Below are 21,143 nucleotides of genomic sequence, written 5' to 3'. Positions count from 1 at the left end.
ATTAAATGCAGTTGTAAGCATGAGCGAAGATATTAATAACCCAAATGACGAAGAAACAAACCTAAATCCTGAAGACAATAATTCAGAACAAGGTATAAGATCCGAAGATCAAGGCTCTGATGTAAAGATATCTCATCTGGGAGGTATGTTTAAGGGCTGGTTTTTGGATTATGCCTCTTATGTTATTCTTGAGCGTGCAGTTCCTCATATTAATGATGGATTAAAGCCTGTACAACGAAGAATTTTACATGCAATGCGTAGAATGGATGATGGTCGTTACAATAAAGTAGCCAATATCATAGGTTTTACAATGCAGTTTCACCCTCACGGGGATGCATCAATTGGAGATGCCTTGGTGCAATTAGGTCAAAAAAATCTTTTGATTGACACTCAGGGTAACTGGGGTAATGTGGCCACAGGAGATGGAGCAGCTGCCCCTCGATATATTGAGGCTCGTTTAACTAAATTTGCTCAGGAAGTTGTTTTTAATCCTAAAACAACACTTTGGAAAATGAGTTATGATGGCCGTAATAAGGAACCTATTACGTTGCCTGTAAAATTCCCTTTGTTATTAGCTCAAGGTGTTGAAGGTATTGCAGTGGGACTGGCATCTAAGATTCTGCCTCATAACTTTAATGAACTTATTGATGCCTCTATCGCGCACCTGGAAGGAAAGGACTTTGAAATTTTCCCTGATTTTCCTGCAGGTGGAATGGTTGATGTTTCGCGCTATAATGATGGAATTAGAGGTGGTGCAGTTAAAGTTAGGGCTAAGATTGTAAAGCAAGATAACAGAACGCTGAATATTACGGATATTCCTTATGGAAAAAATACATCATCCCTTATTGAATCAATAATAAAGGCTAATGAAAAGGGGAAAATTAAGATTAAAAAGATCGATGATAATACCGCTGAAAATGTTGAGATATTAATTCATTTGCCAGCAGGTGTATCAACCGACAAAACAATTGATGCCCTTTATGCTTTTTCTGATTGCGAGGTTTCTATTTCGCCTAACTGTTGTTTAATTGAAGATAATACACCTAAGTTTATTGGTGTTTCTGAGGTTTTAAGAAAAAATACTGAACATACAGTTCATCTACTTACCAGAGAGCTTGAAATTAGAAGGGGAGAGCTTGAAGAAGCATGGCATTTTGCATCGCTTGAACGAATTTTTATAGAAAATAAAATCTATCAAAAAATTGAAGATTGTGAAACGATGGAAGCCATTATTCAAACTATTGATCATGGTTTGGATCCATTTAAAAAGACACTGAGAAGAGAGGTAACCCGCGATGATATTATTAAGCTTACCGAAATTAGGATTAAACGAATTTCACGTTTTGATTCAAATAAAGCAGATGAATATATTGCTTCTCTTGAAGAAGAAATGGAGCAGATTGCATACAATTTAGAGCATATTATTCCATATTCAATTAATTATTTCAAGCATATTAAAAAGACGTATGGAAAGGATTTTCCTCGTCAGACTGAAATCCGAAGCTTTGAGAATATTGAAGCAAGTAAAGTTGTTGTTAAAAACGAAAAGCTTTATATAAATCGAGAGGAAGGTTTTATGGGAACTTCGCTACGTAAAGATGAATTTGTTTGCGATTGTTCCGATATTGATGATATTATTCTTTTTTATAAAGATGGAAGATATCTGATTACAAAAGTATCAGAAAAAGCCTTTATTGGTAAGGGAATTATTCACCTTGCTGTATTTAAAAAAGCTGATAAACGCACTATTTATAACGTGGTTTATCGTGATGGAAAAGCTGGAAGTGTTTATGTAAAACGTTTTGCAGTAACAGGTACTACACGCGATAAAGTTTATGATTTAACAAAAGGAACTAAAGGTTCTGATGTATTATATTTTAGTGCCAACCCTAACGGTGAAGCTGAAGTACTTAAAATTATCCTACGTCCAAAAGCAAGAATCAGGAATTTAATTTTTGATTATGACATGGCTGATTTAGCCATTAAGGGACGTGGTGCCATGGGAAATATTCTTACTAAATATGAAGTTCAGAAAGTTGCGTTAAGAAAAAAAGGAGTTTCAACGCTTGGAGGACGTAAGATTTGGTTTGATAAAGATGTATTAAGAATTAACTCTGAAAACAGGGGGGATTATTTAGGGGAATTCCATGCTGATGATTTGATTCTTGTTATTACAAAAACGGGTGAGTTTTATCACACCAATTTTGATTTAACCAATCATTATGAGGATAATATTCTACTTATAGAAAAATATAATCCGGATAAAGTATGGTCTGTGGCTTATTACGATGCAGATCAGAAATACTATTACTTGAAAAGATTCCAGTTAGAGCCATCTCTAAAACCTCAAAGTTTTATTGGTGAAAACTCTAAATCATATCTTGTAAGAGTAACAACTGTTGATTATCCAAGGTTAGAAGTGAAGTTTGGAGGAGAAGATAAAGAACGTGATAAAATGATTGTTGAGGTGGATGAGTTTATTGGAGTGAAGAGCTTTAAAGCCAGGGGTAAAAGATTAACTACTTATCAGGTGTCAAAAATTAATGAACTTGAACCTGTAATTGTTAAACCAGAACCTGAAGATCCAGAGGAAGCAGATCATGATATTGACCATGATGGACCTGAAGATGATGAAAACCAAATGTCATTATTTTAATATGGTTAAGAGGGTTTATTTAATAGGATTTATGGGTAGTGGAAAGTCAACCATGGGACGATGGGTGGCTGATGCTATGGATAACTGGACATTTTTAGATCTGGATCATTTTATAGAGCATAAATACCATAAAACAATATCTCAGATTTTTGAAGAGAGTGGAGAAGATGGTTTCAGGGAGATTGAGGCCAAGTGTCTTCGTGAAGTAAGTGATTTTGATCAGGTGATTATTGGAGCTGGTGGTGGTACACCTTGCTTTTTTGATAATATGGAAGTGATGAAGGCTACAGGTTTAACGATCTATTTAAAGTTGAGCCCACAAGTATTAAACGATCGTTTACGCTCATCTAAATCGCAACGCCCTTTGGTGGCCAATAAAAGTGGCGAAGAGCTTCTTGCATATATTGCAGAAAAACTGAATGAAAGAGAGTCTTTTTATTCAGAGGCAGAGGTAATAGCTGATGGTACTGTATGGGAAGTTAAGGATTTTGTAGACTGTATTCAAAAACAATAATAACAGAAGTAAAAAAAGCTATCGGTATTGATAGCTTTTTTTTACCAATCAGCAGCCATGAGTTTAGGTTGATGAAAATGTGTATTGATATAAAAATAATCTTTTACCAAATACTTAAATCCTGATCTTTGAAAAAATGCTTTGATTTTCAGTTGAGCTGTTTCTTCATCAAATTCAGAATCGTCGAAAGATAAGGCTTTTAAAAAGTCATCATCCTCATAATGATCGTGATCTATATTATCCATATTCGTTTGTTGAAATGGGGTAGAGTTAATAAATATAGCTCCAATACCATAACCAAACCGGGTATATAAATCCTTTAATATTTTACTTCCAAGGTTTTTACCTCTAAAAGCAGGAAGTAATTCATATTCTGTTATTAATAAAAAGTTTTCCAGATACATGTCTGAATCAGCATGCTTCATAAAATACTCGTTATATTCATTTACATTAAAATCGATGAATTGCAAACCGAAATCAAGAACGGGAACAGAAGAGTTAAATACATGAAACATATTGTAGTTCTGATCTATAATCTGATTAATCAGGACAATACTAAAAAACATCCGTCCTATCTTTAACAATTCTCCGGAAGGTTTATAAACTAGTATTTCAGCTTCGTAGTGATTGGCATATCTGTCAGGATTTTCATCATCAAGATCAGATTGTAATTGATAATTTATAGTATAATCGAAAGAATCCATGAGTGTATTATTTAGGTTGAATACAAGATATTAATTTTGTTCTGATATGCCTAAATAATAAACAAAAAAAGCCGCATCAATAGCGGCTTTCGGAATGATTTTATAGGGTTTTATTGATAGGATTGACTACCTGATGATGATATCCCATTAATGTGAATACTACCTCTGTCAATAATTAACTTCTTCTTACCAGATGTTCCTTTAGCATTTAATCCTCCAGAGGAAGCCATTAAATTAAATGATAGTTCTTCAGATTTATTTGTAAGTTCCATTTTTATGCTGCCTGAGGAACATTTGAATGAAGAATCGCCGGTTAATGTTATTCCTGTGCCATACTGACTGCCACTTGAAGATAATAGTGATAAGGCTCCATTGATGTTGTTTAGCTTAATACTTCCAGAGCTTGTTTTGGAGTATACATCACCAGTAATATTCTCTATTTTAATACTGCCTGAACTGGCAGCACTTTCAACTCCGGCTTCAACTCCGCTTATATATTGCGAACCTGATGATGAAGTACTCTTAACATTACCTTTAACCTGACTAATTTTGATACTTCCTGATGATAAGGTTGATTTTACATTCTCACCAATGTTCTCAATCATATGGCTTCCGGATGAGCTTATAGCATCAACACTTCCTGTAATATCTTTTGCTTTTATACTTCCCGAACTTGTTGTTGCTTTAATGTTACTATTGATATTGTTCGCAGTAATACTCCCTGAACTGGCAACTAAAGAAACTGTGCTTTGCCCAATATTTTTAACATCAATACTGCCCGAAGAGTTTTTTATGTTTATATTGGTGTTTGAGGGTACAAGAAAATTGAAATTTCCACCAAAAGATCCGCTTAGTGATGTGGGTTTGTCAATCCAAACCTCAAGCGTATTTCCATTAACCTTATATTTTATTTTGATGTCGTCACGCTCTTTATTGCTTCTTATTTCGCCTTTAAAGATTATGCTTGAAGAATTGTGACTATCTACTTCTACTTTGCAAAATGAACCTTTTACATCTATGGTGGCTATATTGTCAAAGTTTTTCTCAATTTGATCGATTGTGATTTTTTGGGCACCGGTATCAATAGTAATGCAACTATTCATCAATAAAACCATAAGCGCCATCGAAAGTATCTTTTTCATCTTTGTATAGGATTTAAATTTATATAAAGATGTGACGCTTATGAAGTAGTATTAGTTACAAAATAGTTGCATATTTTTATTATCCTAAAATCATACCTACAATTGTTGCAGACATCAATGAAGCTAAAGTACCGGCAATTAATGCCCGGATACCAAATTTTGAAAGGAAGCTTCTCTTTTTAGGAGCAAGGCCTCCAATACCTCCAATCTGAATTCCAATAGATGCAAAGTTGGCAAAACCACAAAGCATATAGGTAGCCATAATAATTGATTTTGAGTGAGTAATTAGATGGCCTGCTTTCATTTTAGCTAAGCTGGTGTAACCAACAAATTCGCTGGCAATAATTTTTTCACCTAATAATTGTCCAACTTGAGATATATCGTCAGAAGGCACCCCAATTAGCCACATTAATGGTGCCATAGTATAACCCAGAATAAATTCTAAATTAAATTGAGTGTATTGTCCATTTGTTACTTGAGTAATTAGGTCATTTAATGCAGTCCAATCACCAATTTTAGTGAATGTATAATTTACCATGGCTATAAAAGCAAAGAAAACTAGAAGCATGGCTCCAACATTAGCAGCAAGTTTTAATCCTTCGCTTGTACCATTGCTCATCGCATCTAAAATGTTGCTTCCTATTTTATCCATTGATATTTTTACTTCAGATTCAATGTTATCTCTTTGAGGAACAATAATCTTTGATATAACAACAGCACCAGGTGCAGCCATTACAGATGCAGTCAACAGGTGTTTGGCAAACATTAGTCTCATGGCAGGATCATCTCCACCTAAAAAACCAATATATGCAGCAAGAACTCCTCCGGCAACAGTAGCCATTCCTCCTGTCATTACCAAAAACATTTCTGAAGGATTCATTTTAGGTAAATAAGCTTTAATCATTAAAGGAGCTTCTGTTTGTCCTAAAAAGATGTTACCAGCAACGGATAAACTTTCAGCACCAGATAATTTTAATGTTTTTGTAAGAAGCCATGCCAATGCCCAAACTACTTTTTGTATCACACCTAAATAGAATAATACACTGGTAAGTGCAGAGAAAAATATAATGGTAGGCAAAATCTGAAACATAAAGATGTATCCAAACTTGGATGTGTCAAGAAAATCTCCAACTAAAAATTCGGTTCCAACTTTGGTGAAGTCAAGGACCAGAGTAAATAGTTTTCCGAAAAACTCAAATACGTTTTGCACAAATGGAATGTAAAGAACGCAAACCGCTAAAACCAGTTGCATACCTAATCCTCCAATAACAACTTTCCAGTCAATTGCTTTTTTATTGATGCTTGCCAGATATGCTAATCCAATAACAACAGCCATTCCTAAAATGCCCCTAAAGATGCCCATAGTTGACACACCAGCACCCTGGGTGTAATCAATAACAGAATTAGCCCATGTAGGTTGAGCCATTGTAAATAGTAAAATGACAATGGCAGGTATTATTTTTTTTACCATGAAATTATTAAATGTGATGTTTGTTTTTGTTGACCAGGTGAATTTTAATTTTCAGGGATTTAGGGATTGGATCTTTTTTTTATTTCGTCTCTGATTTCAGAAGCTTTTTCGTAATCTTCTTTACCAATAGCGTTTTCAAGCATTTTATTTAATTCATCAATAGATAAATCTGAGTATTTACCTTCAGAATTTTCTTGAACATTACTCTCACTAACTTCGGTTTCTTGCTCAGCATTAACATCTAAAACTATTCCAGCCGATTTAATGATAGATTCGTACGTGTAAATAGGACAGTTGAATCTTAATGAAAGAGCTACTGCATCCGATGTTCTTGAATCAATTCTAAGTTCTTGACCGTCTTTAATGCAAACTAATTCAGAGTAGAAAATGCCTTCTTCAAGTTTATAAATAATAACTTCAATAATTTCAATATCAAAAGCTCTGGAGAAGTTTAAGAACAGATCATGCGTAAGAGGCCTGGGGGGTTCAAGTCCTTCAAGTTTAATGGCAATGGATTGTGCTTCTACACCACCAATAATGATCGGTATTCTTCTTTCGCCCTCTTCTTCTGCAAGTACTAATGCATATGCACCAGATTGAGTTTGACTATAAGACAGACCTAATATATTAAGTTTAATCTTTTTTTTGCTCATAAAGTTTCTTCGTGTTTCGAAGTATGGTATATATTTCTATAATAAAACAAATATAACAAATTGTTTTAAACATCACCCGATAAATAATCTCATTATCTGTTATAATACCTAAGGAACATTGGCAATTTGAAAATGTTCTAACATAATTTTAAGGATAGGTTTATATAGTGTGTTTTTATTATAATTGTATTGAAATTCATTGAATTAACAATTAATTTTTTGTGAGATTAGAATTATTTTATAATTTTGCACTCCGATATTTCTTGAGAGGCCTGGTAAAGTGACTGGAAATGAGAGCGAAAGTCCGCCTCCTGGATAAAATTTTAAAATAATTGTTATGTACGCGATTGTAGATATTGCAGGACAACAGTTTAAAGTAGAAAAAGACAGCAAGATTTATGTACATCGTTTAGCTTCAGAAGAAGGAGCTGCTGTTGAATTTGACAAAGTAATGTTGATTGACAATGAAGGAGAAGTTAAAGTAGGCGCTCCTGTTGTTGAAGGTGCGAAAGTAACTGCTAAAGTTCTTTCTCATGTTAAGGGTGATAAAGTAATTGTTTTCAAAAAGAAAAGAAGAAAAGGTTACAAGAAGAAAAATGGTCACCGTCAACAATTTTCTCAAATTCAAATTGAAGATATTTTAGTTGGATAATTAAAAAAATTAGAATAAGATGGCACATAAAAAAGGAGTCGGTAGTTCGAAAAACGGTAGAGAATCCGAAAGTAAACGATTAGGCGTTAAAATTTTTGGTGGTCAGGCTGCTAAAGCTGGAAACATCATTGTTCGCCAAAGAGGAACTCAACACCATCCAGGTGATAATGTAGGAATTGGAAAAGATCATACCTTATTTGCCCTTATTGATGGTACAGTTACTTTTCGTAAGAGAAGAAACGACAAGTCTTATGTATCAGTAGAGCCTTTTGCTGCTGAATAAAAAGACCTTGAAAGATTTTAAGAGTCTCCTGATTTTGTTACTTTCGTAACACAATTCAGGAGATTTTTTTTATCCGTATATCAACAAACAAGAAAAACGCATAATGCTTACGCTAAAATTTATACAAGAGAATAAGGATGAGGTTGTTAAACGCCTTAAAGTAAAGCGATTTGATGCAACTGAAATAGTAGAAAATATTATTGCTTTAGATAATAAAAGGAAGTCTACTCAGCATGAAGCAGAAACATTGCAGGCTGAAATGAATGCTTTATCTAAAGAAATAGGAATGCTGTTTAAAGAAGGTAAAGCTCAGGAAGCCAATGAAGCAAAGGCTAAAACTGCTGAGTTAAAAGATAGCATTAAATATTTGAATGCGGTACTTAATGATATTACTACTCAGTTAGATAGTGAAGTAGTTAAATTACCGAACCTTCCGCATCCTTCAGTTCCGGCGGGGAATAGTGATGAGGATAATGAGGTTGTAAAAGAAGGTGGTGTAATAAAAGAAATTGAAGGTGATAAATTACCTCATTGGGAGTTAATTAAAAAGTATGATATCATCGACTTTGAGTTAGGAACTAAAATTACTGGTGCTGGTTTCCCTGTTTATAAAGGAAAAGGTGCTCGTTTACAACGTGCGTTAATCAACTTCTTCCTTGATGAAGGCGAAAAAGCCGGTTATAATGAAGTACTTCCTCCAATTGTTGTAAATGAAGATTCTGGTTTTGGTACAGGACAGCTTCCTGATAAGGAAGGAATGATGTATCATGCAACTGCGGATAACTTATATTTAATTCCAACAGCTGAAGTTCCTGTAACTAATATATACAGAGATGAGGTTGTAAAAGAAGAGGATTTGCCATTTAAGAATATGGCTTATACACCTTGTTTTAGAAGAGAGGCTGGATCATGGGGTGCTCATGTGCGCGGCTTAAATCGTTTGCATCAGTTTGACAAGGTGGAGATCGTACAAATAGCGCATCCTGAAAAGTCATATGAGGCTTTGGAGGGTATGGTTGCTCATGTTGAAGGTTTAGTGAATAAATTAGGATTGCCATATCGTATCTTAAGACTTTGTGGTGGTGATATAAGTTTTACTTCAGCTTTAACATTTGATTTTGAGGTATTTTCTGCTGCTCAGGAGAGATGGTTGGAAGTAAGTTCTGTATCTAATTTTGAAAATTACCAGGCCAACAGATTGAAGTGTCGTTATAAAGGTAAAGACATGAAGAAACCGGAATTGGTTCATACCTTAAATGGAAGTGCACTTGCTTTGCCTCGTATTTTAGCAGCATTATTAGAGAATAATCAGACTGCAGAGGGTATTAAAATACCAGAGGTATTAGTTCCATACTGTGGTTTTGATATGATAAAGTAACACTGTTTAGCAGTAGATTAATATACAACCCTGCTTATGCAGGGTTTTTTATTTGTATAAATTATTAATTTAGAGGTATGTTTATATTTAATACAACATTTGTAATTACAGAGGCAAAGTTTGCAATTTGGGAAGAGTGGCTGAGGAATACCTATGTGCCATTGATTAAAAATGTTGTTCCAGGTTGCGAAGTGGGCACGTATGAAGTGATGACAACGGAGAATAAAGATGAACGAACTGTGTCTGTGCAATGGAAAGTATCAACACCAACGGATTTGGAAGTGATTAATCGTCAATCGCCAATTGTTTTAGGGCAAATGCATTCCGATTTTGGCCAGCAGGCACTGTATTTTAGTTCAATATTGAAAGCACTATAATTGGTTAAAGAAAGAATTATATTAGGTATAGATCCGGGAACTAATGTTATGGGTTATGGCATTTTGAAGGTTGTGAATAATAAGCCTTCTTTAATGTCGATGGGTGTATTGGAGCTACAAAAGTATACCGATCATTATTTAAAGCTTAAAAAGATATTTGAAACGGTAGTAAGACTGGTTGATAACTATCATCCGGATGAATTAGCGATCGAAGCTCCATTTTTTGGTAAAAATGTGCAATCCATGTTGAAATTGGGCAGGGCGCAAGGTGTTGCCATGGCGGCTGCATTATCAAGAGATTTACCGGTTTTTGAGTATGCTCCGTTGAAGATTAAGATGGCTATTACCGGAAATGGAAGAGCAAGTAAAGAGCAGGTAGCTGGATTTTTATCAAGATATTTAAAGATTGATACCGAACCAAAGTATCTGGATGCAACAGATGGTGTGGCGGCAGCCCTGTGTCATTATTTCCAAAACCATAATTTAAATAAGGAAAATACCGTAAAGAGCTGGAAAGAATTTATGAATAAAAATCCGGGACGAATTAAAAAATAAAAGGAGCTTAAAGCTCCTTTTTTATTTTGTCTGCGATTGCAGTAAATTCTTCTGTTGTAAATTTAAGTTTGGGATTTGAGAAGTTTATATCACTTTCATTTTGAAGAGGGATAAGATGAATATGAGCATGAGGTACTTCTAAACCTAGTACTGCAACTCCAACTCTTTTTGAAGGAATTGCTTTGTCTAGTGCAGATGCAATTTTCTTTGCAAACACCATCATTCCTGCCAAAATTTCATCCTCAATATCAAAAATATAATCAACCTCTTTTTTTGGTATTACTAATGTATGTCCTTCTTGTAGTGGATTTATATCTAAAAATGCAAAGTAATTCTCATCCTCTGCAATTTTATAACAAGGAATTTCTCCTTTTACAATTTTTGAAAAGATGCTTGGCATATTGTGAATTTTAAATAGATATTTCAATAATTTCAAAGGTCATAACACCAGAAGGGACTGTGATCTCAGCCTGATCTCCGACTTTTTTTCCAAGTAAACCTTTTGCAATAGGTGTACTGATGGAAATTTTTCCTTCTTTTAAGTTAGCTTCGCTTTCAGGAACTAATGTGTAAGTCATTACAGCATTGTTCTTAAGGTTTTTAAGCTTAACTTTGTTAAGTAACTGTACTTTTGATGTGTCAATTTTTGACTCGTCAATGATTCTTGAATTTGCTAATATGTTTTTTAGTTTAGCAATTTTCATCTCAAGTAATCCTTGTGCTTCCTTAGCTGCATCGTATTCTGCATTTTCGGATAAATCACCCTTGTCGCGGGCTTCAGCAATTTGTGCTGATATACTTGGTCTTTCTACCGATTCTAATTGGTGAAGTTCTTTTTTCAATTTTTTCAAACCCTCTTCGGTAAGATAACTTACGTTTGACATCTTTCTTCCTCCTTAATGATTTGTATATAAAAAAATAAAGAATCCCTTATTTGGAACTCTTTGTTACAAAGATAATAAATATGTGGTTATTAAAAAACAGCGAGTGTTGAGTTAAAATTCAGGGCGTTTTAATATTTCTGAATAAATAACAGCTTGTTTTGCATCAAACCAACTAGGTTCAGTATCTTCAAAAGTAACTTTTTCTGATTCTTCTTTGGTTTTTGGTTTTTGGATTCGGTTTGTTACTGATTGAAGCTGTCTCTTTTTTTCTTCAAAGTCGCTTATAACAGGCTTTGGTTTAACTTTTGGAACTTTTTTTTCAGTAACAGGTGTGGTTATAAATTCAGGCTGAGGCTTTTTAGTTTCCTCAGGTTTAAATAGCTGTTCAAATTTAGGAATCATGTCTTCAAACGGATCCTTGTCGTTATCGTAATCAACGGGAGGAGGTGTAGATGGGCTTGCTTTTTTCCCTTTCCTCATCACGTTGAAAATAACAGCAGCAATCGCAAAAAGAATATAAAATATATTTCCTAAATCATCCATAAATGTTCTTTTGAAAAATATAAAGTTAAAAAATATCTTTAAAATAAGTTATTTCTGAAGAATAATTTAAATGTTGGATAATGCGATGTTAAATTAATATTTAATTAGCCAGGTATCCTTTGGTGTTTAAGCTTGATCTATTAAAAAAAAGAGCAGGAACAAAAGTCACTGCTCTTTAAATATTTTAAAATTTTACTGTTATAGTAGAGCGTCTAATTTTGAAGCTAAAATAGTTTTAGGTACTGCCCCAACTTGTTTGTCAACAATTTCTCCGTTTTTGAAGAAAAGGATAGTTGGAATATTTCTGATTCCAAATTTTACAGATGTTCCCGGATTGCTATCTACATCCATTTTAGTAATTACGGCTTTATCACCATACTCTTCTGCTAATTCTTTAACAATAGGAGTAACCATTCTACATGGCCCACACCACTCAGCCCAAAAATCTACTAATACCGGTTTGTCTGAATTTAATACAACTTCTTCAAAAGTTGCATCTGTTACATCTATAGTCATAATATAATGTTATAAGTTTATATTTAAATTTAATTTTTTCATGTATTACAAAAGTAAAAAATTACTTTGTGTCATTCCAAATATATTCATTTTTTTAGATATGCCTATAATTTAAAGTTGATAGTTTTGAACATCTTATTATAAAGTTTTAAGATAGTGTAAACGATATTTCAGGATGATTATCAAGATAATCTACAATTTCATCGGTTAATTTTATCTTTGATGACCTGGCTAAAAACTGTGCTTTATTATGTTTATCTTCCTTGTCGTAAATTGAAAAACGTAAAGCAACATTACCATCATCTTCTTCTGTTAAAGATGCAAGTTCAGTGATTAATTCTTCATCAATACTTTGTAATGGTACAGATATATTTATGCCTGAAACTTTAGATTCTCTTATGCCATCAAGCATCTCAATTTTATTAATTTTTACTTCGAGCTCTCCATCTTTGGTCCATTGTTTTTCCTGAATTTTACCTCGTGCCATGATGTAATATCCTTCAACAAGGTATCTGGCAAATTCCGGATAATCACGTCCGAAAAATGCAAATTCGTATGATCCGGAATAATCCTGAAGCGTCATAATTCCGTATGGATTTCCTTTTTTTGTGGTACCCGATCTGGATGCAGTAACCATTCCTCCAATTGTTATGTCACGGCCTTTCATTTTTTCAAGGTCTGAAAGATCTGCAATTTTCGTATTACAGAAGTGATTAATCTCCAGTTTGTAAACATCTAAGGGATGAGCTGATAAATAAATTCCAATTAAATCTTTTTCTCTATTTAATTTTTCAAGTATTGAGAATTCTTCGCAATTTGGAGGTGCTGGTTTTGTTATTGCAGCACCTGCGTCCACAGCGCCAAATAATGAATTGGCACTATTGGCTTTGTCGTTTTGATAAAGGTTACCGTAGCGAATTAAATTTTCAATAAATGTGGTCTCTTCTCCTGGATGGGAAGTAAAATACTGAGCTCTGTGCAATTGGTGAAAACCATCAAATCCTCCTGCAGCAGCAAGGGCTTCAAGGTTCTTTTTATTTACGGTTTGTAAGTTAACTCTCTCAACAAAATCATAAATGTCTTTATAAGGGCCGTCCTTGTCCCGAATTCTGATGATTTCTTCAACGGCTCCGGCTCCAACACCCTTAACACCGGCCATTCCAAAACGAATTTCACCTTTCTTATTTACAGTAAACTTTCGGTAACTTTCATTAACATCAGGTCCAAGAACCTCCATTCCCATCCTTTTACACTCTTCCATAAAAGTGGTAATCTTGGTGATGTCACTTAAGTTACGACTTAGTACACCTGCCATAAATTCCGCTGGGTAATGCGCCTTTAAATATCCTGATTGGTAGGCAACATAGGCATAGCATACAGAGTGCGATTTGTTAAAAGCATAACTGGCAAACGCTTCCCAGTCACTCCAGATTTTTTCAATCAGATCTTCTGGTTTAGCAATGGTGGTTTTACCATCCTTACATGCCTGAACAAACTCTTCACTACCCAAACAACCATCAATAAACTTTGCTTTAAGTTTATCCATCATGGCCATTATTTTCTTACCCATTGCTTTACGAAGGGAGTCAGAGTCACCTCGGGTAAATCCGCCAAGTGCTCTCGACTGAAGCATCACCTGCTCCTGATATACGGTGATACCATAGGTGTCTTTCAAATAAGGTTCCATCATCGGATGGTCGTATTTGATCTCTTCTCTTCCGTGTTTACGTTCAATAAACGAAGGGATGTATTCCATCGGACCCGGTCGATACAGGGCATTCATGGCCACAAGGTCTTCAAATCGGTTTGGTTGCAGCGCTCTAAGGTGCTTTTTCATACCTGGGGATTCAAACTGGAATACCGCAGTTGTTTCACCATTACCGAAGAGTTGAAAGGCAGTTTCATCATTCAATGGAATCTTAGCAAGATCAACATCAATTCCCTTTGATAATTTGATGTTGCTTAAAACTTCTTTAAAAATGGATAAAGTTTTTAATCCAAGGAAGTCCATTTTTAAAAGACCAATATCTTCTACAAATCTACCATCATATTGAGTTGTAAGTAGTTCCTCTCCTTTGGTTGGCATGACAGGGAGGTGTTGATCAAGCGGGTTTTTCCCAATTAAAACACCACAAGCATGAACTCCTGTTTGTCTCACAGCCCCTTCTAAAGCCTCAGCAAATTTCATGGTCTGTGCAATTAGTGGGTTTGGAGAATTTTTTTCCAATTCTAATTCCGGAACTTCTTTAAAGGCTTTTTTGAAGTTCATTTTGGGAGCTTCAGGAACCATTTTTGCGAGTCGGTTAGCTTCAGAGAGATCAAGTTTAAGCACTCTGGCTACGTCTTTAATGGAACTTTTTGTAGCCATAGTACCAAAGGTACAGATATGGGCTACTTTCTCATGTCCATATTTATGTGTTACATAATCTAAAACTTCCTGGCGGCCATCATCATCAAAGTCGATATCGACATCGGGCATGGATATACGATCAGGATTTAAGAAACGTTCAAATAGTAAATCGTATTTAATTGGGTCTACATCGGTAATCTTAATACAGTATGCTACTGCAGCTCCTGCTGCCGAACCCCTTCCTGGTCCTACTAATACACCATTATCTTTTGCCCAGTTAATAAAATCCTGAACAATAAGGAAGTACCCAGGGAAACCCATCGTTTTGATGGTTTGTAGTTCAAAGTCGATACGTTCTTTTTTGTCATCTGTAAAATTATCCGGATATCTAAACTTAACACCCTCGTATGTCAGGTGCTCAAGATAATCAGCTTCAAGCTTAATTTGAAGTACTTTATCATATCCACCTAATTTATTGTATCTGTCTTCCCCAAATTCATTGATTAAGTCCTCCTCTGTAAATTTTGCTTTATAGCCTTCAAAGGTTCCAAAGTCTTCAGGAATACTAAACGGAGGCATAATAGGATCACTGTCCAGCTCGAAAAATTCCACTTTATTAGCAATTTCGATTGTACTCTCCAATGCTTCAGGAATATCAGCAAACAGCTTGCTCATTTCTTCACAAGTTTTAAACCATTCTTGCTTAGAATATCGCATACGGGTTGGGTCGGTATAATCTCGTCCTGTACTTAAACATACCAACATATCATGTGCTTCTGCATCTTCTTCATTGGTAAAGTGTGTATCATTGGTGGCCACAACTTTTACTCCCAATTCTCTGCTTAATTTCAACAAAACTCTGTTTACCTTAGCCTGATTTTGCCAGGTGTCACGACGTAAAACGGGATCGTTATTAATATGTCGCATCATTTCAAGGTAATAATCTTCACCAAAAACGTCTTTGTACCAGGATACAGTTTCTTTGGCTTTATCCAGATTTCCCTGCATAATATGTTGAGATACTTCACCACCAAGGCAGGCACTCAAAGCGATTACACCCTCATTGTATTTTTCCAGTAACTCCTTGTCAATACGTGGTTTATAGTAAAAACCATCTGTGTGTGCAATAGAAGTCAGTTTAAGTAGATTTTGATAACCCGTATAATTTTTTGCCAATAAAATAAGGTGGTGTCCTGATGAATCTGTTTTATCATCTTTACGCAAATGACCGCGCTGAGCTACATAAGCTTCAACACCAATAATGGGTTTTACTTCATTTTTTTTGCAAGCTACATGAAACTCTTTTACACCAAACATACTACCGTGATCGGTAATTGCAACGGCTGGTTGACCGTCTTCCTTGGCTTTAGCTGCAATATTTCCTGTTTTATTGGCCCCATCTAAAATTGAATATTGAGTATGTACATGCAGATGAACAAAGGGCAAAGTTTTGGCATTTTTAGCAGCCTCCTTTATGATTCTTTCTTCTTCTTCAAGCGGAATATCATCAAAAACCTCAACTTTAAAAGATTCAAACTCAATTCCAACTGGCTCAATAACTGATGGATTATTTAAGCGGAATGCCTGAATCTCCTCCTCTGTCATTTTGAGCATATTGGGAGGAAAGCCACCAACACGAATTAATTCCAAAAAACAGCGAGTAGTTGATTCTACATCGGCAGCTGCATTATGCGCTTCTTCAAATGGGACCTTAAAAAGCTTGATGTGTAGCTCAGTTAATGTTGGATTTTTTAATCTCCCACCTCTGGTCAAACCACAAAACTCCTTACTGCCGGTCATCGTATCCAGCATTGGTGCTTTTACCAATGCTTGTTCATCCATTTCGCAGCGAATGAGCTCACATCCCACAATATTGATATCGAATGTTACATTATGACCGATGATAAACTTGCTGTTTTTAACATCCTCCATAAAATCCTCTAAAGCTTCCTTTAAAGGGATTCCTTTTTCGTGGGCTATTTCAGTAGTGATACCGTGTACTGCAACTACATCTTCAGGAATAGTATAACCATCAGGAGTGATTACATGGTTTTTGGCAAAAAGAAAGTTCCCTTCTATATCATGACATTGCCATGCTAACTGAACCATTCTTGGCCAGTTGTCGGTGTCAGTAAGAGGGGCATTCCACTTTTGGGGTAGTCCGGTAGTTTCGGTATCAAATACTAAAAACATTGTAAATCAAATATATAAGTGTGTATCTTATTGCTGCATTGCAGACCTACAAAGTTAAAGATTTGAGGGAGAATAGGAAGTAGATTTTGATAGGATTCAGGTTAATTTTTCTGAATGTTAATCAAGGGTACTGTGTGTTAGAGGTATGCATGTATTTAAATGGATGAACTCTATTGAATTATTTGCGTATAAACCTTTGCGTTTGTAACTTGAATAAAAGTATATTGGTTTTCGTATGCAATTCAGATGGTTAAAATATATATTGTTTTTTCTGCTTTGTTCAAGCTTTAGCAATGTTACTGCTCAATATTTTGGACAAAATAAACCATCATATAAACAATTTGATTTTGAATTGTATAAAACTCCTCATTTTGAAATTTATCATTATAACACAACTGATACTTTAATTAAAGCAATAGCTCTAAAAACTGAACAGTGGTATGGCTATCATCAACAAATTTTGATGGATACTTTTATTGTCAGAAATCCACTGATTCTATATACAAGTCATGCTGATTTTCAACAAACAAATGCCATTCACGGATATATTGGAATTGGAACCGGAGGTGTAACGGAAGGATTTAAAAAGCGGATTATTATGCCGGTTAGCTACTCTAAACAACAAACCAGCCACGTATTAGGACATGAAATGGTACATGCTTTTCAGTATGATTTACTCCAGAAAAAGTCAGCTATGGGCATTTCAGCCGTTCAAAATATTCCTTTATGGATGATTGAAGGAATGGCAGAGTATTTATCGGTTGGAAATACGGATAGTCATACTGTTTTATGGATGAGAGACGCATTGATTCATCAAAAGTTCCCATCATTAATAGTTTTGACAACAGATTTGAGATATTCGCCATATCGCTTTGGTCAGACATTTTGGAGTTATATATCAAATACATATGGCGAACAGTATGTGTCTAGATTGTTTTTGGAAACAGCGAATAAGGGAGTAGACAGAGCGATTGCTGATGTACTCTATATTTCAATGGATTCTTTATCTGTGGAATGGAAAGAAACATTATCTAATCATCTGTTAAAAAACATCAATGATTCCACATTCTCAATTCATGGTGATCGAATTTTGTCGAGAAAGAATAGTGGTAGATATAATTTGGCACCATCTGTCAGTCCTGATGGTAATAGGTTGATATTTTTATCGGAACGTGATCTCTTTAGTTTAGATCTTTATTTGGCTGATGCAAAATCAGGTACCGTGATTAAAAAACTTTATACTTCAACAAAAAGTGATCGGGTGGATGATATTAATTATATGGAAACTTCTGGAACCTGGTCGCCTGATGGAAAGTTCTTTGCATATATGGCGTATGTTAAGGGTGTAAGTGCATTAATAATTTTTAATGTTGAAAAGGGAAAAATAGTTAGAGAGATCAAAATTCAGGAAGTTGATGCTATGAGCTATCCAGCCTGGTCGCCAAAAGATAATATAATTGCGTTTACAGGGTTAAAACAAGGCGTATCTGATCTTTATTTATTCAATATAGATAATGATGAATTACAGAATATAACCAATGATTCATTTTGTAATTTGCAACCTTCATGGGATAAAAATGGCGATGAAATTTATTATGTCACTGATGCTCCGGATCCATTGCAGGATCGTTATACAAATACAGCATACAATATTGCTAAGCTTCATCTTAATTCTCTGAAGAAAACGGTTTTTTCTACCTTTTCTGGTGCACAAAATGTCAATCCGGTAGTTGCTAACGATGCATCCAGAGTTTTCTTCTTATCTGACAGAGATGGAACCAGAAATTTGTACCTGTTTGATATAAGAAAAAACAACATAGAGCAATTAACTTTTTATCCGACAGGAATAACAGGAATCACGCCACTAGCTCCTGCATTAAATATTTCTAAAAATGAGTTGTTCTATAATATGCTTTGGGAAGGGGAATTCTCAATAATACGCGCCAATATTAATCAAATTCAAAAAACTGCGGTTGAAGTTAAAGATCGAAAAGTTGATATGTATGCATCCAGGTTGATGCCCTATTCCAAATATCCTTCAATGGTAGATCAAAATCTTCTGGCAACCAACGTAGTAATTTCAGAAGAGCAGGATAGTTTTTATACAGAACCTGTAAAAGCAAGGTTTAAATTAGATTATATCGGGAATACCTCAATGGGAGTAATGACAAGTAGATATGGTGCAGGAATGGCAGGTAGTGTTGAGGCCCGATTTAGTGATATTTTAGGAGACCATATGCTGTATTCCGGGGTTAGTATAAATGGTGAAATTTATGATTTTGGAGGTCAGGTTGCTTATATTAATAAAAAACGACCACTTAAGTTGGGAGTAAGTATTTCACATATACCCTATCAAACTGGTTATTTAGATATAGAAGAAGATTTAGAGTCAGGAGAGGAATATTTGTCTTATTATTTTAGACGAACCTTTATTGATAAGCTCACTTTTTTTGGATATTATCCAATTAATAAATCACACCGGGTTGAAGCTGGTATATCTGCTGCCAATTATAGTTATCGAACCGAGAAAGTAGAAAACTTTAACTATTACTACTCCATATCAAATCAAAACAGGAAGGTAGTTGATTCTCCTTCACCTTTTGCTGTTGGTATAATTGACTTTGCATATGTAATAGATAATTCCAAGTTTGGTTTGGCTTCACCAATAGAAGGAAAAAGAATACGATTGGCCTATGAAAGGTATTTGAGTGGTTTAGATATGAATACCTTGCTTTTTGATTTTAGAAAGTATTTTAGGCTAAAGCCTTATACTTTTGCTTTAAGGATGTATCATTACGGTCGTTATGGAAGTGGTAGTGATGATCACAGGCTATATGATTTGTATATTGGTTATCCCTGGTATATCAGAGGATATGAGGCTGGTAGTTTCTTTGGTGAAGAAGCAGATGGTAAGATATCGGCTAATCAGTTATGGGGATCTAAGGCAATTGTAAGTAATTTGGAGTGGCGAATTCCGTTTTCAGGACCTAAAAATTATGCATGGATTCATTCTCAGATATTTTTCTCCGAGCTAGCTATTTTTTATGATGCGGGAATTACCTGGGATGAAACTTCTTCTCCTGTTTTTAGTTTTACTTCCAATTCAAAATCAGAGCGAATACCAATTATGAGTTCTGGATTAGCCCTGCGATTTAATTTACTTGGAGCCATTATTATTGAGCCCTATTATGCTTTTCCAATCCATCAGGGAAAATTTCATAATGGTAATTTCGGTGTGAATATTTTGGCTGGTTGGTAAGGAATATTGCCCTAATTGAGTCAGTAATTTGTAAACTATTGTTATACATTTTTACTTTGGAGCCAAATGAGATTATGCTTTATATCTTATAGAGAATCTATTTATTCATAAATAAATATTTAGATAATAATATTTGGAAAAGACTATTGGAGTCTAAGTTGAGTAGTTCTTTTTTAAGTAGGTTCATTTATAAAAATGCTAAGCAATTCTAAAAAAAACTTACCTTTGTCATGTTTTTTAACAAATGGATCATAGGGGAAAAAGCATGTTGTTAAAGAGTTAAACCCAAAAAATTATTTTTTAAAAATGAGTAACGTAACAGTGAACAGAGCAGCTGATAACGTAAGATTACTTGCGGCTGCAATGGTTGAAAAAGCAAATTCAGGACACCCAGGAGGTGCCATGGGCGGTGCCGATTTTATTAACATTCTTTTTTCAGAGTACCTTAACTATGATCCTAGTGATAGGACTTGGGTAAACAGAGACCGTTTCTTTCTTGATCCAGGTCATATGTCGCCAATGTTATATGCGCAATTAGCACTTACAGGAGCTTACACAATGGAGGAATGTGCAAGCTTTCGTCAGTGGGGAAGTCCAACCCCAGGACACCCTGAAGTGGATTTTGCAAGAGGCGTTGAAAATACTTCAGGTCCATTAGGACAAGGTCACACAATGGCTGTTGGAGCTGCAATTGCGGAGAAATTCTTACAAGCAAGATTCGGAGATTGGATGTCTCATGATATTTATACATTCATTTCTGATGGTGGTGTTCAGGAAGAAATTTCTCAGGGTGCTGGTCGTATTGCAGGTTATTTAGGTTTGAATAACCTTATTATGTTTTACGATTCAAACGACATTCAGTTATCGACCAAAACAGACGCAGTAACAATTGAGGATACTGCTAAAAAATATGAAGCTTGGGGATGGGCAGTTATGACCATTGATGGAAATAACGCTGACGAAATCCGTAAAGCTCTTGATGCAGCCAAAGCTGAAACAGAAAAACCTTTCTT

18 protein-coding genes are annotated in these 21,143 nt (G+C 35.0%); 9 read left to right on the top strand and 9 right to left on the bottom strand.

All coding sequences use genetic code 11. From position 1 onward, the window contains the following. Positions 1–19: 19 nt before the first annotated feature. Positions 20–2,656, top strand: a complete 2,637-nt coding sequence (locus OM075_RS00090) for a DNA gyrase/topoisomerase IV subunit A (protein ID WP_301188410.1) — start codon at positions 20–22, stop codon at positions 2,654–2,656. Next, positions 2,628–3,170: a shikimate kinase gene (locus OM075_RS00085; protein WP_301188409.1), complete on the top strand. Its 543-nt coding sequence runs from the start codon at positions 2,628–2,630 to the stop codon at positions 3,168–3,170. The genes OM075_RS00090 and OM075_RS00085 overlap by 29 nt, the downstream gene beginning before the upstream one ends. Before the next feature lie 41 nt (positions 3,171–3,211). Here OM075_RS00085 and OM075_RS00080 read toward each other — a convergent pair whose 3' ends face one another. The 4 genes from OM075_RS00080 to OM075_RS00065 all read right to left on the bottom strand — a co-directional run bounded on the left by OM075_RS00080 (position 3,212) and on the right by OM075_RS00065 (position 7,140). Then, positions 3,212–3,874, bottom strand: a complete 663-nt coding sequence (locus OM075_RS00080; RefSeq protein ID WP_301188408.1) for a hypothetical protein — start codon at positions 3,872–3,874, stop codon at positions 3,212–3,214. 110 nt (positions 3,875–3,984) lie between these two features. After that, positions 3,985–5,016, bottom strand: coding sequence for a DUF4097 family beta strand repeat-containing protein (locus tag OM075_RS00075; protein ID WP_301188407.1), 1,032 nt, complete (start codon positions 5,014–5,016; stop codon positions 3,985–3,987). 79 nt (positions 5,017–5,095) lie between these two features. Continuing rightward, positions 5,096–6,487 (bottom strand): NupC/NupG family nucleoside CNT transporter, encoded by a 1,392-nt coding sequence (locus OM075_RS00070; RefSeq protein WP_301188406.1) that lies wholly within the window; start codon positions 6,485–6,487, stop codon positions 5,096–5,098. A 59-nt stretch (positions 6,488–6,546) separates the two neighbouring features. Beyond that, positions 6,547–7,140, bottom strand: coding sequence for a bifunctional nuclease family protein (locus OM075_RS00065; protein WP_301188405.1), 594 nt, complete (start codon positions 7,138–7,140; stop codon positions 6,547–6,549). 337 nt (positions 7,141–7,477) lie between these two features. Between OM075_RS00065 and rplU the strand changes: the two genes are divergently transcribed. From rplU to ruvC, 5 genes are all read left to right on the top strand, one after another. Next, a complete protein-coding gene (rplU, locus tag OM075_RS00060) occupies positions 7,478–7,792 on the top strand; it encodes a 50S ribosomal protein L21 (protein ID WP_301188404.1) in 315 nt (104 codons plus the stop codon). A gap of 19 nt (positions 7,793–7,811) precedes the next feature. Then, positions 7,812–8,075 (top strand): 50S ribosomal protein L27, encoded by a 264-nt coding sequence (gene rpmA / locus OM075_RS00055; RefSeq protein WP_301188403.1) that lies wholly within the window; start codon positions 7,812–7,814, stop codon positions 8,073–8,075. A gap of 103 nt (positions 8,076–8,178) precedes the next feature. Continuing rightward, complete coding sequence (gene serS, locus OM075_RS00050) at positions 8,179–9,453, top strand: serine--tRNA ligase (RefSeq protein ID WP_301188402.1); 1,275 nt, start codon at positions 8,179–8,181, stop codon at positions 9,451–9,453. Positions 9,454–9,530: 77 nt separating this feature from the next. Beyond that, positions 9,531–9,830, top strand: coding sequence for a DUF4286 family protein (locus OM075_RS00045; protein ID WP_301188401.1), 300 nt, complete (start codon positions 9,531–9,533; stop codon positions 9,828–9,830). Further along, positions 9,831–10,385: a crossover junction endodeoxyribonuclease RuvC gene (gene ruvC, locus OM075_RS00040; RefSeq protein WP_301188400.1), complete on the top strand. Its 555-nt coding sequence runs from the start codon at positions 9,831–9,833 to the stop codon at positions 10,383–10,385. A 7-nt stretch (positions 10,386–10,392) separates the two neighbouring features. Here ruvC and OM075_RS00035 read toward each other — a convergent pair whose 3' ends face one another. The 5 genes from OM075_RS00035 to dnaE all read right to left on the bottom strand — a co-directional run bounded on the left by OM075_RS00035 (position 10,393) and on the right by dnaE (position 16,871). Beyond that, positions 10,393–10,785, bottom strand: coding sequence for an HIT family protein (locus tag OM075_RS00035; protein WP_301188399.1), 393 nt, complete (start codon positions 10,783–10,785; stop codon positions 10,393–10,395). Between the two features lie 10 nt (positions 10,786–10,795). Next, a complete protein-coding gene (gene greA, locus OM075_RS00030; RefSeq protein WP_301188398.1) occupies positions 10,796–11,269 on the bottom strand; it encodes a transcription elongation factor GreA in 474 nt (157 codons plus the stop codon). Between the two features lie 111 nt (positions 11,270–11,380). Continuing rightward, positions 11,381–11,812: a hypothetical protein gene (locus OM075_RS00025; RefSeq protein ID WP_301188397.1), complete on the bottom strand. Its 432-nt coding sequence runs from the start codon at positions 11,810–11,812 to the stop codon at positions 11,381–11,383. A gap of 198 nt (positions 11,813–12,010) precedes the next feature. Then, positions 12,011–12,328, bottom strand: coding sequence for a thioredoxin (trxA, locus tag OM075_RS00020; protein WP_301188396.1), 318 nt, complete (start codon positions 12,326–12,328; stop codon positions 12,011–12,013). Between the two features lie 148 nt (positions 12,329–12,476). Then, positions 12,477–16,871 carry a DNA polymerase III subunit alpha gene (gene dnaE / locus OM075_RS00015; RefSeq protein ID WP_301188395.1) on the bottom strand — a complete coding sequence of 1,465 codons (4,395 nt, stop codon included), beginning with the start codon at positions 16,869–16,871 and terminating at the stop codon, positions 12,477–12,479. A 235-nt stretch (positions 16,872–17,106) separates the two neighbouring features. Between dnaE and OM075_RS00010 the strand changes: the two genes are divergently transcribed. Both OM075_RS00010 and OM075_RS00005 read left to right on the top strand, forming a co-directional pair. Next, positions 17,107–20,130 (top strand): basic secretory protein-like protein, encoded by a 3,024-nt coding sequence (locus tag OM075_RS00010; RefSeq protein ID WP_301188394.1) that lies wholly within the window; start codon positions 17,107–17,109, stop codon positions 20,128–20,130. A 306-nt stretch (positions 20,131–20,436) separates the two neighbouring features. Then, positions 20,437–21,143, top strand: a 707-nt coding sequence (locus OM075_RS00005) for a transketolase (protein ID WP_301188393.1), incomplete at its 3' end; no start/stop codon positions are given.

The organism is Plebeiibacterium sediminum, from assembly GCF_026013605.1.
Taxonomy (GTDB): domain Bacteria; phylum Bacteroidota; class Bacteroidia; order Bacteroidales; family Marinilabiliaceae; genus Saccharicrinis; species Saccharicrinis sediminus.
Note: the sequence above shows the minus strand (reverse complement) of the source record. Positions and strands in the feature narration are given on the sequence as shown.

Coding starts and splice junctions, on each gene's coding strand:
- OM075_RS00090 (WP_301188410.1), top strand. CDS start 20: ATGAGCGAAGATATTAATAACCCAAATGACGAAGAAACAAACCTAAAT.
- OM075_RS00085 (WP_301188409.1), top strand. CDS start 2,628: ATGATGAAAACCAAATGTCATTATTTTAATATGGTTAAGAGGGTTTAT.
- OM075_RS00080 (WP_301188408.1), bottom strand. CDS start 3,874: ATGGATTCTTTCGATTATACTATAAATTATCAATTACAATCTGATCTT.
- OM075_RS00075 (WP_301188407.1), bottom strand. CDS start 5,016: ATGAAAAAGATACTTTCGATGGCGCTTATGGTTTTATTGATGAATAGT.
- OM075_RS00070 (WP_301188406.1), bottom strand. CDS start 6,487: ATGGTAAAAAAAATAATACCTGCCATTGTCATTTTACTATTTACAATG.
- OM075_RS00065 (WP_301188405.1), bottom strand. CDS start 7,140: ATGAGCAAAAAAAAGATTAAACTTAATATATTAGGTCTGTCTTATAGT.
- rplU (WP_301188404.1), top strand. CDS start 7,478: ATGTACGCGATTGTAGATATTGCAGGACAACAGTTTAAAGTAGAAAAA.
- rpmA (WP_301188403.1), top strand. CDS start 7,812: ATGGCACATAAAAAAGGAGTCGGTAGTTCGAAAAACGGTAGAGAATCC.
- serS (WP_301188402.1), top strand. CDS start 8,179: ATGCTTACGCTAAAATTTATACAAGAGAATAAGGATGAGGTTGTTAAA.
- OM075_RS00045 (WP_301188401.1), top strand. CDS start 9,531: ATGTTTATATTTAATACAACATTTGTAATTACAGAGGCAAAGTTTGCA.
- OM075_RS00035 (WP_301188399.1), bottom strand. CDS start 10,785: ATGCCAAGCATCTTTTCAAAAATTGTAAAAGGAGAAATTCCTTGTTAT.
- greA (WP_301188398.1), bottom strand. CDS start 11,269: ATGTCAAACGTAAGTTATCTTACCGAAGAGGGTTTGAAAAAATTGAAA.
- OM075_RS00025 (WP_301188397.1), bottom strand. CDS start 11,812: ATGGATGATTTAGGAAATATATTTTATATTCTTTTTGCGATTGCTGCT.
- trxA (WP_301188396.1), bottom strand. CDS start 12,328: ATGACTATAGATGTAACAGATGCAACTTTTGAAGAAGTTGTATTAAAT.
- dnaE (WP_301188395.1), bottom strand. CDS start 16,871: ATGTTTTTAGTATTTGATACCGAAACTACCGGACTACCCCAAAAGTGG.
- OM075_RS00010 (WP_301188394.1), top strand. CDS start 17,107: ATGCAATTCAGATGGTTAAAATATATATTGTTTTTTCTGCTTTGTTCA.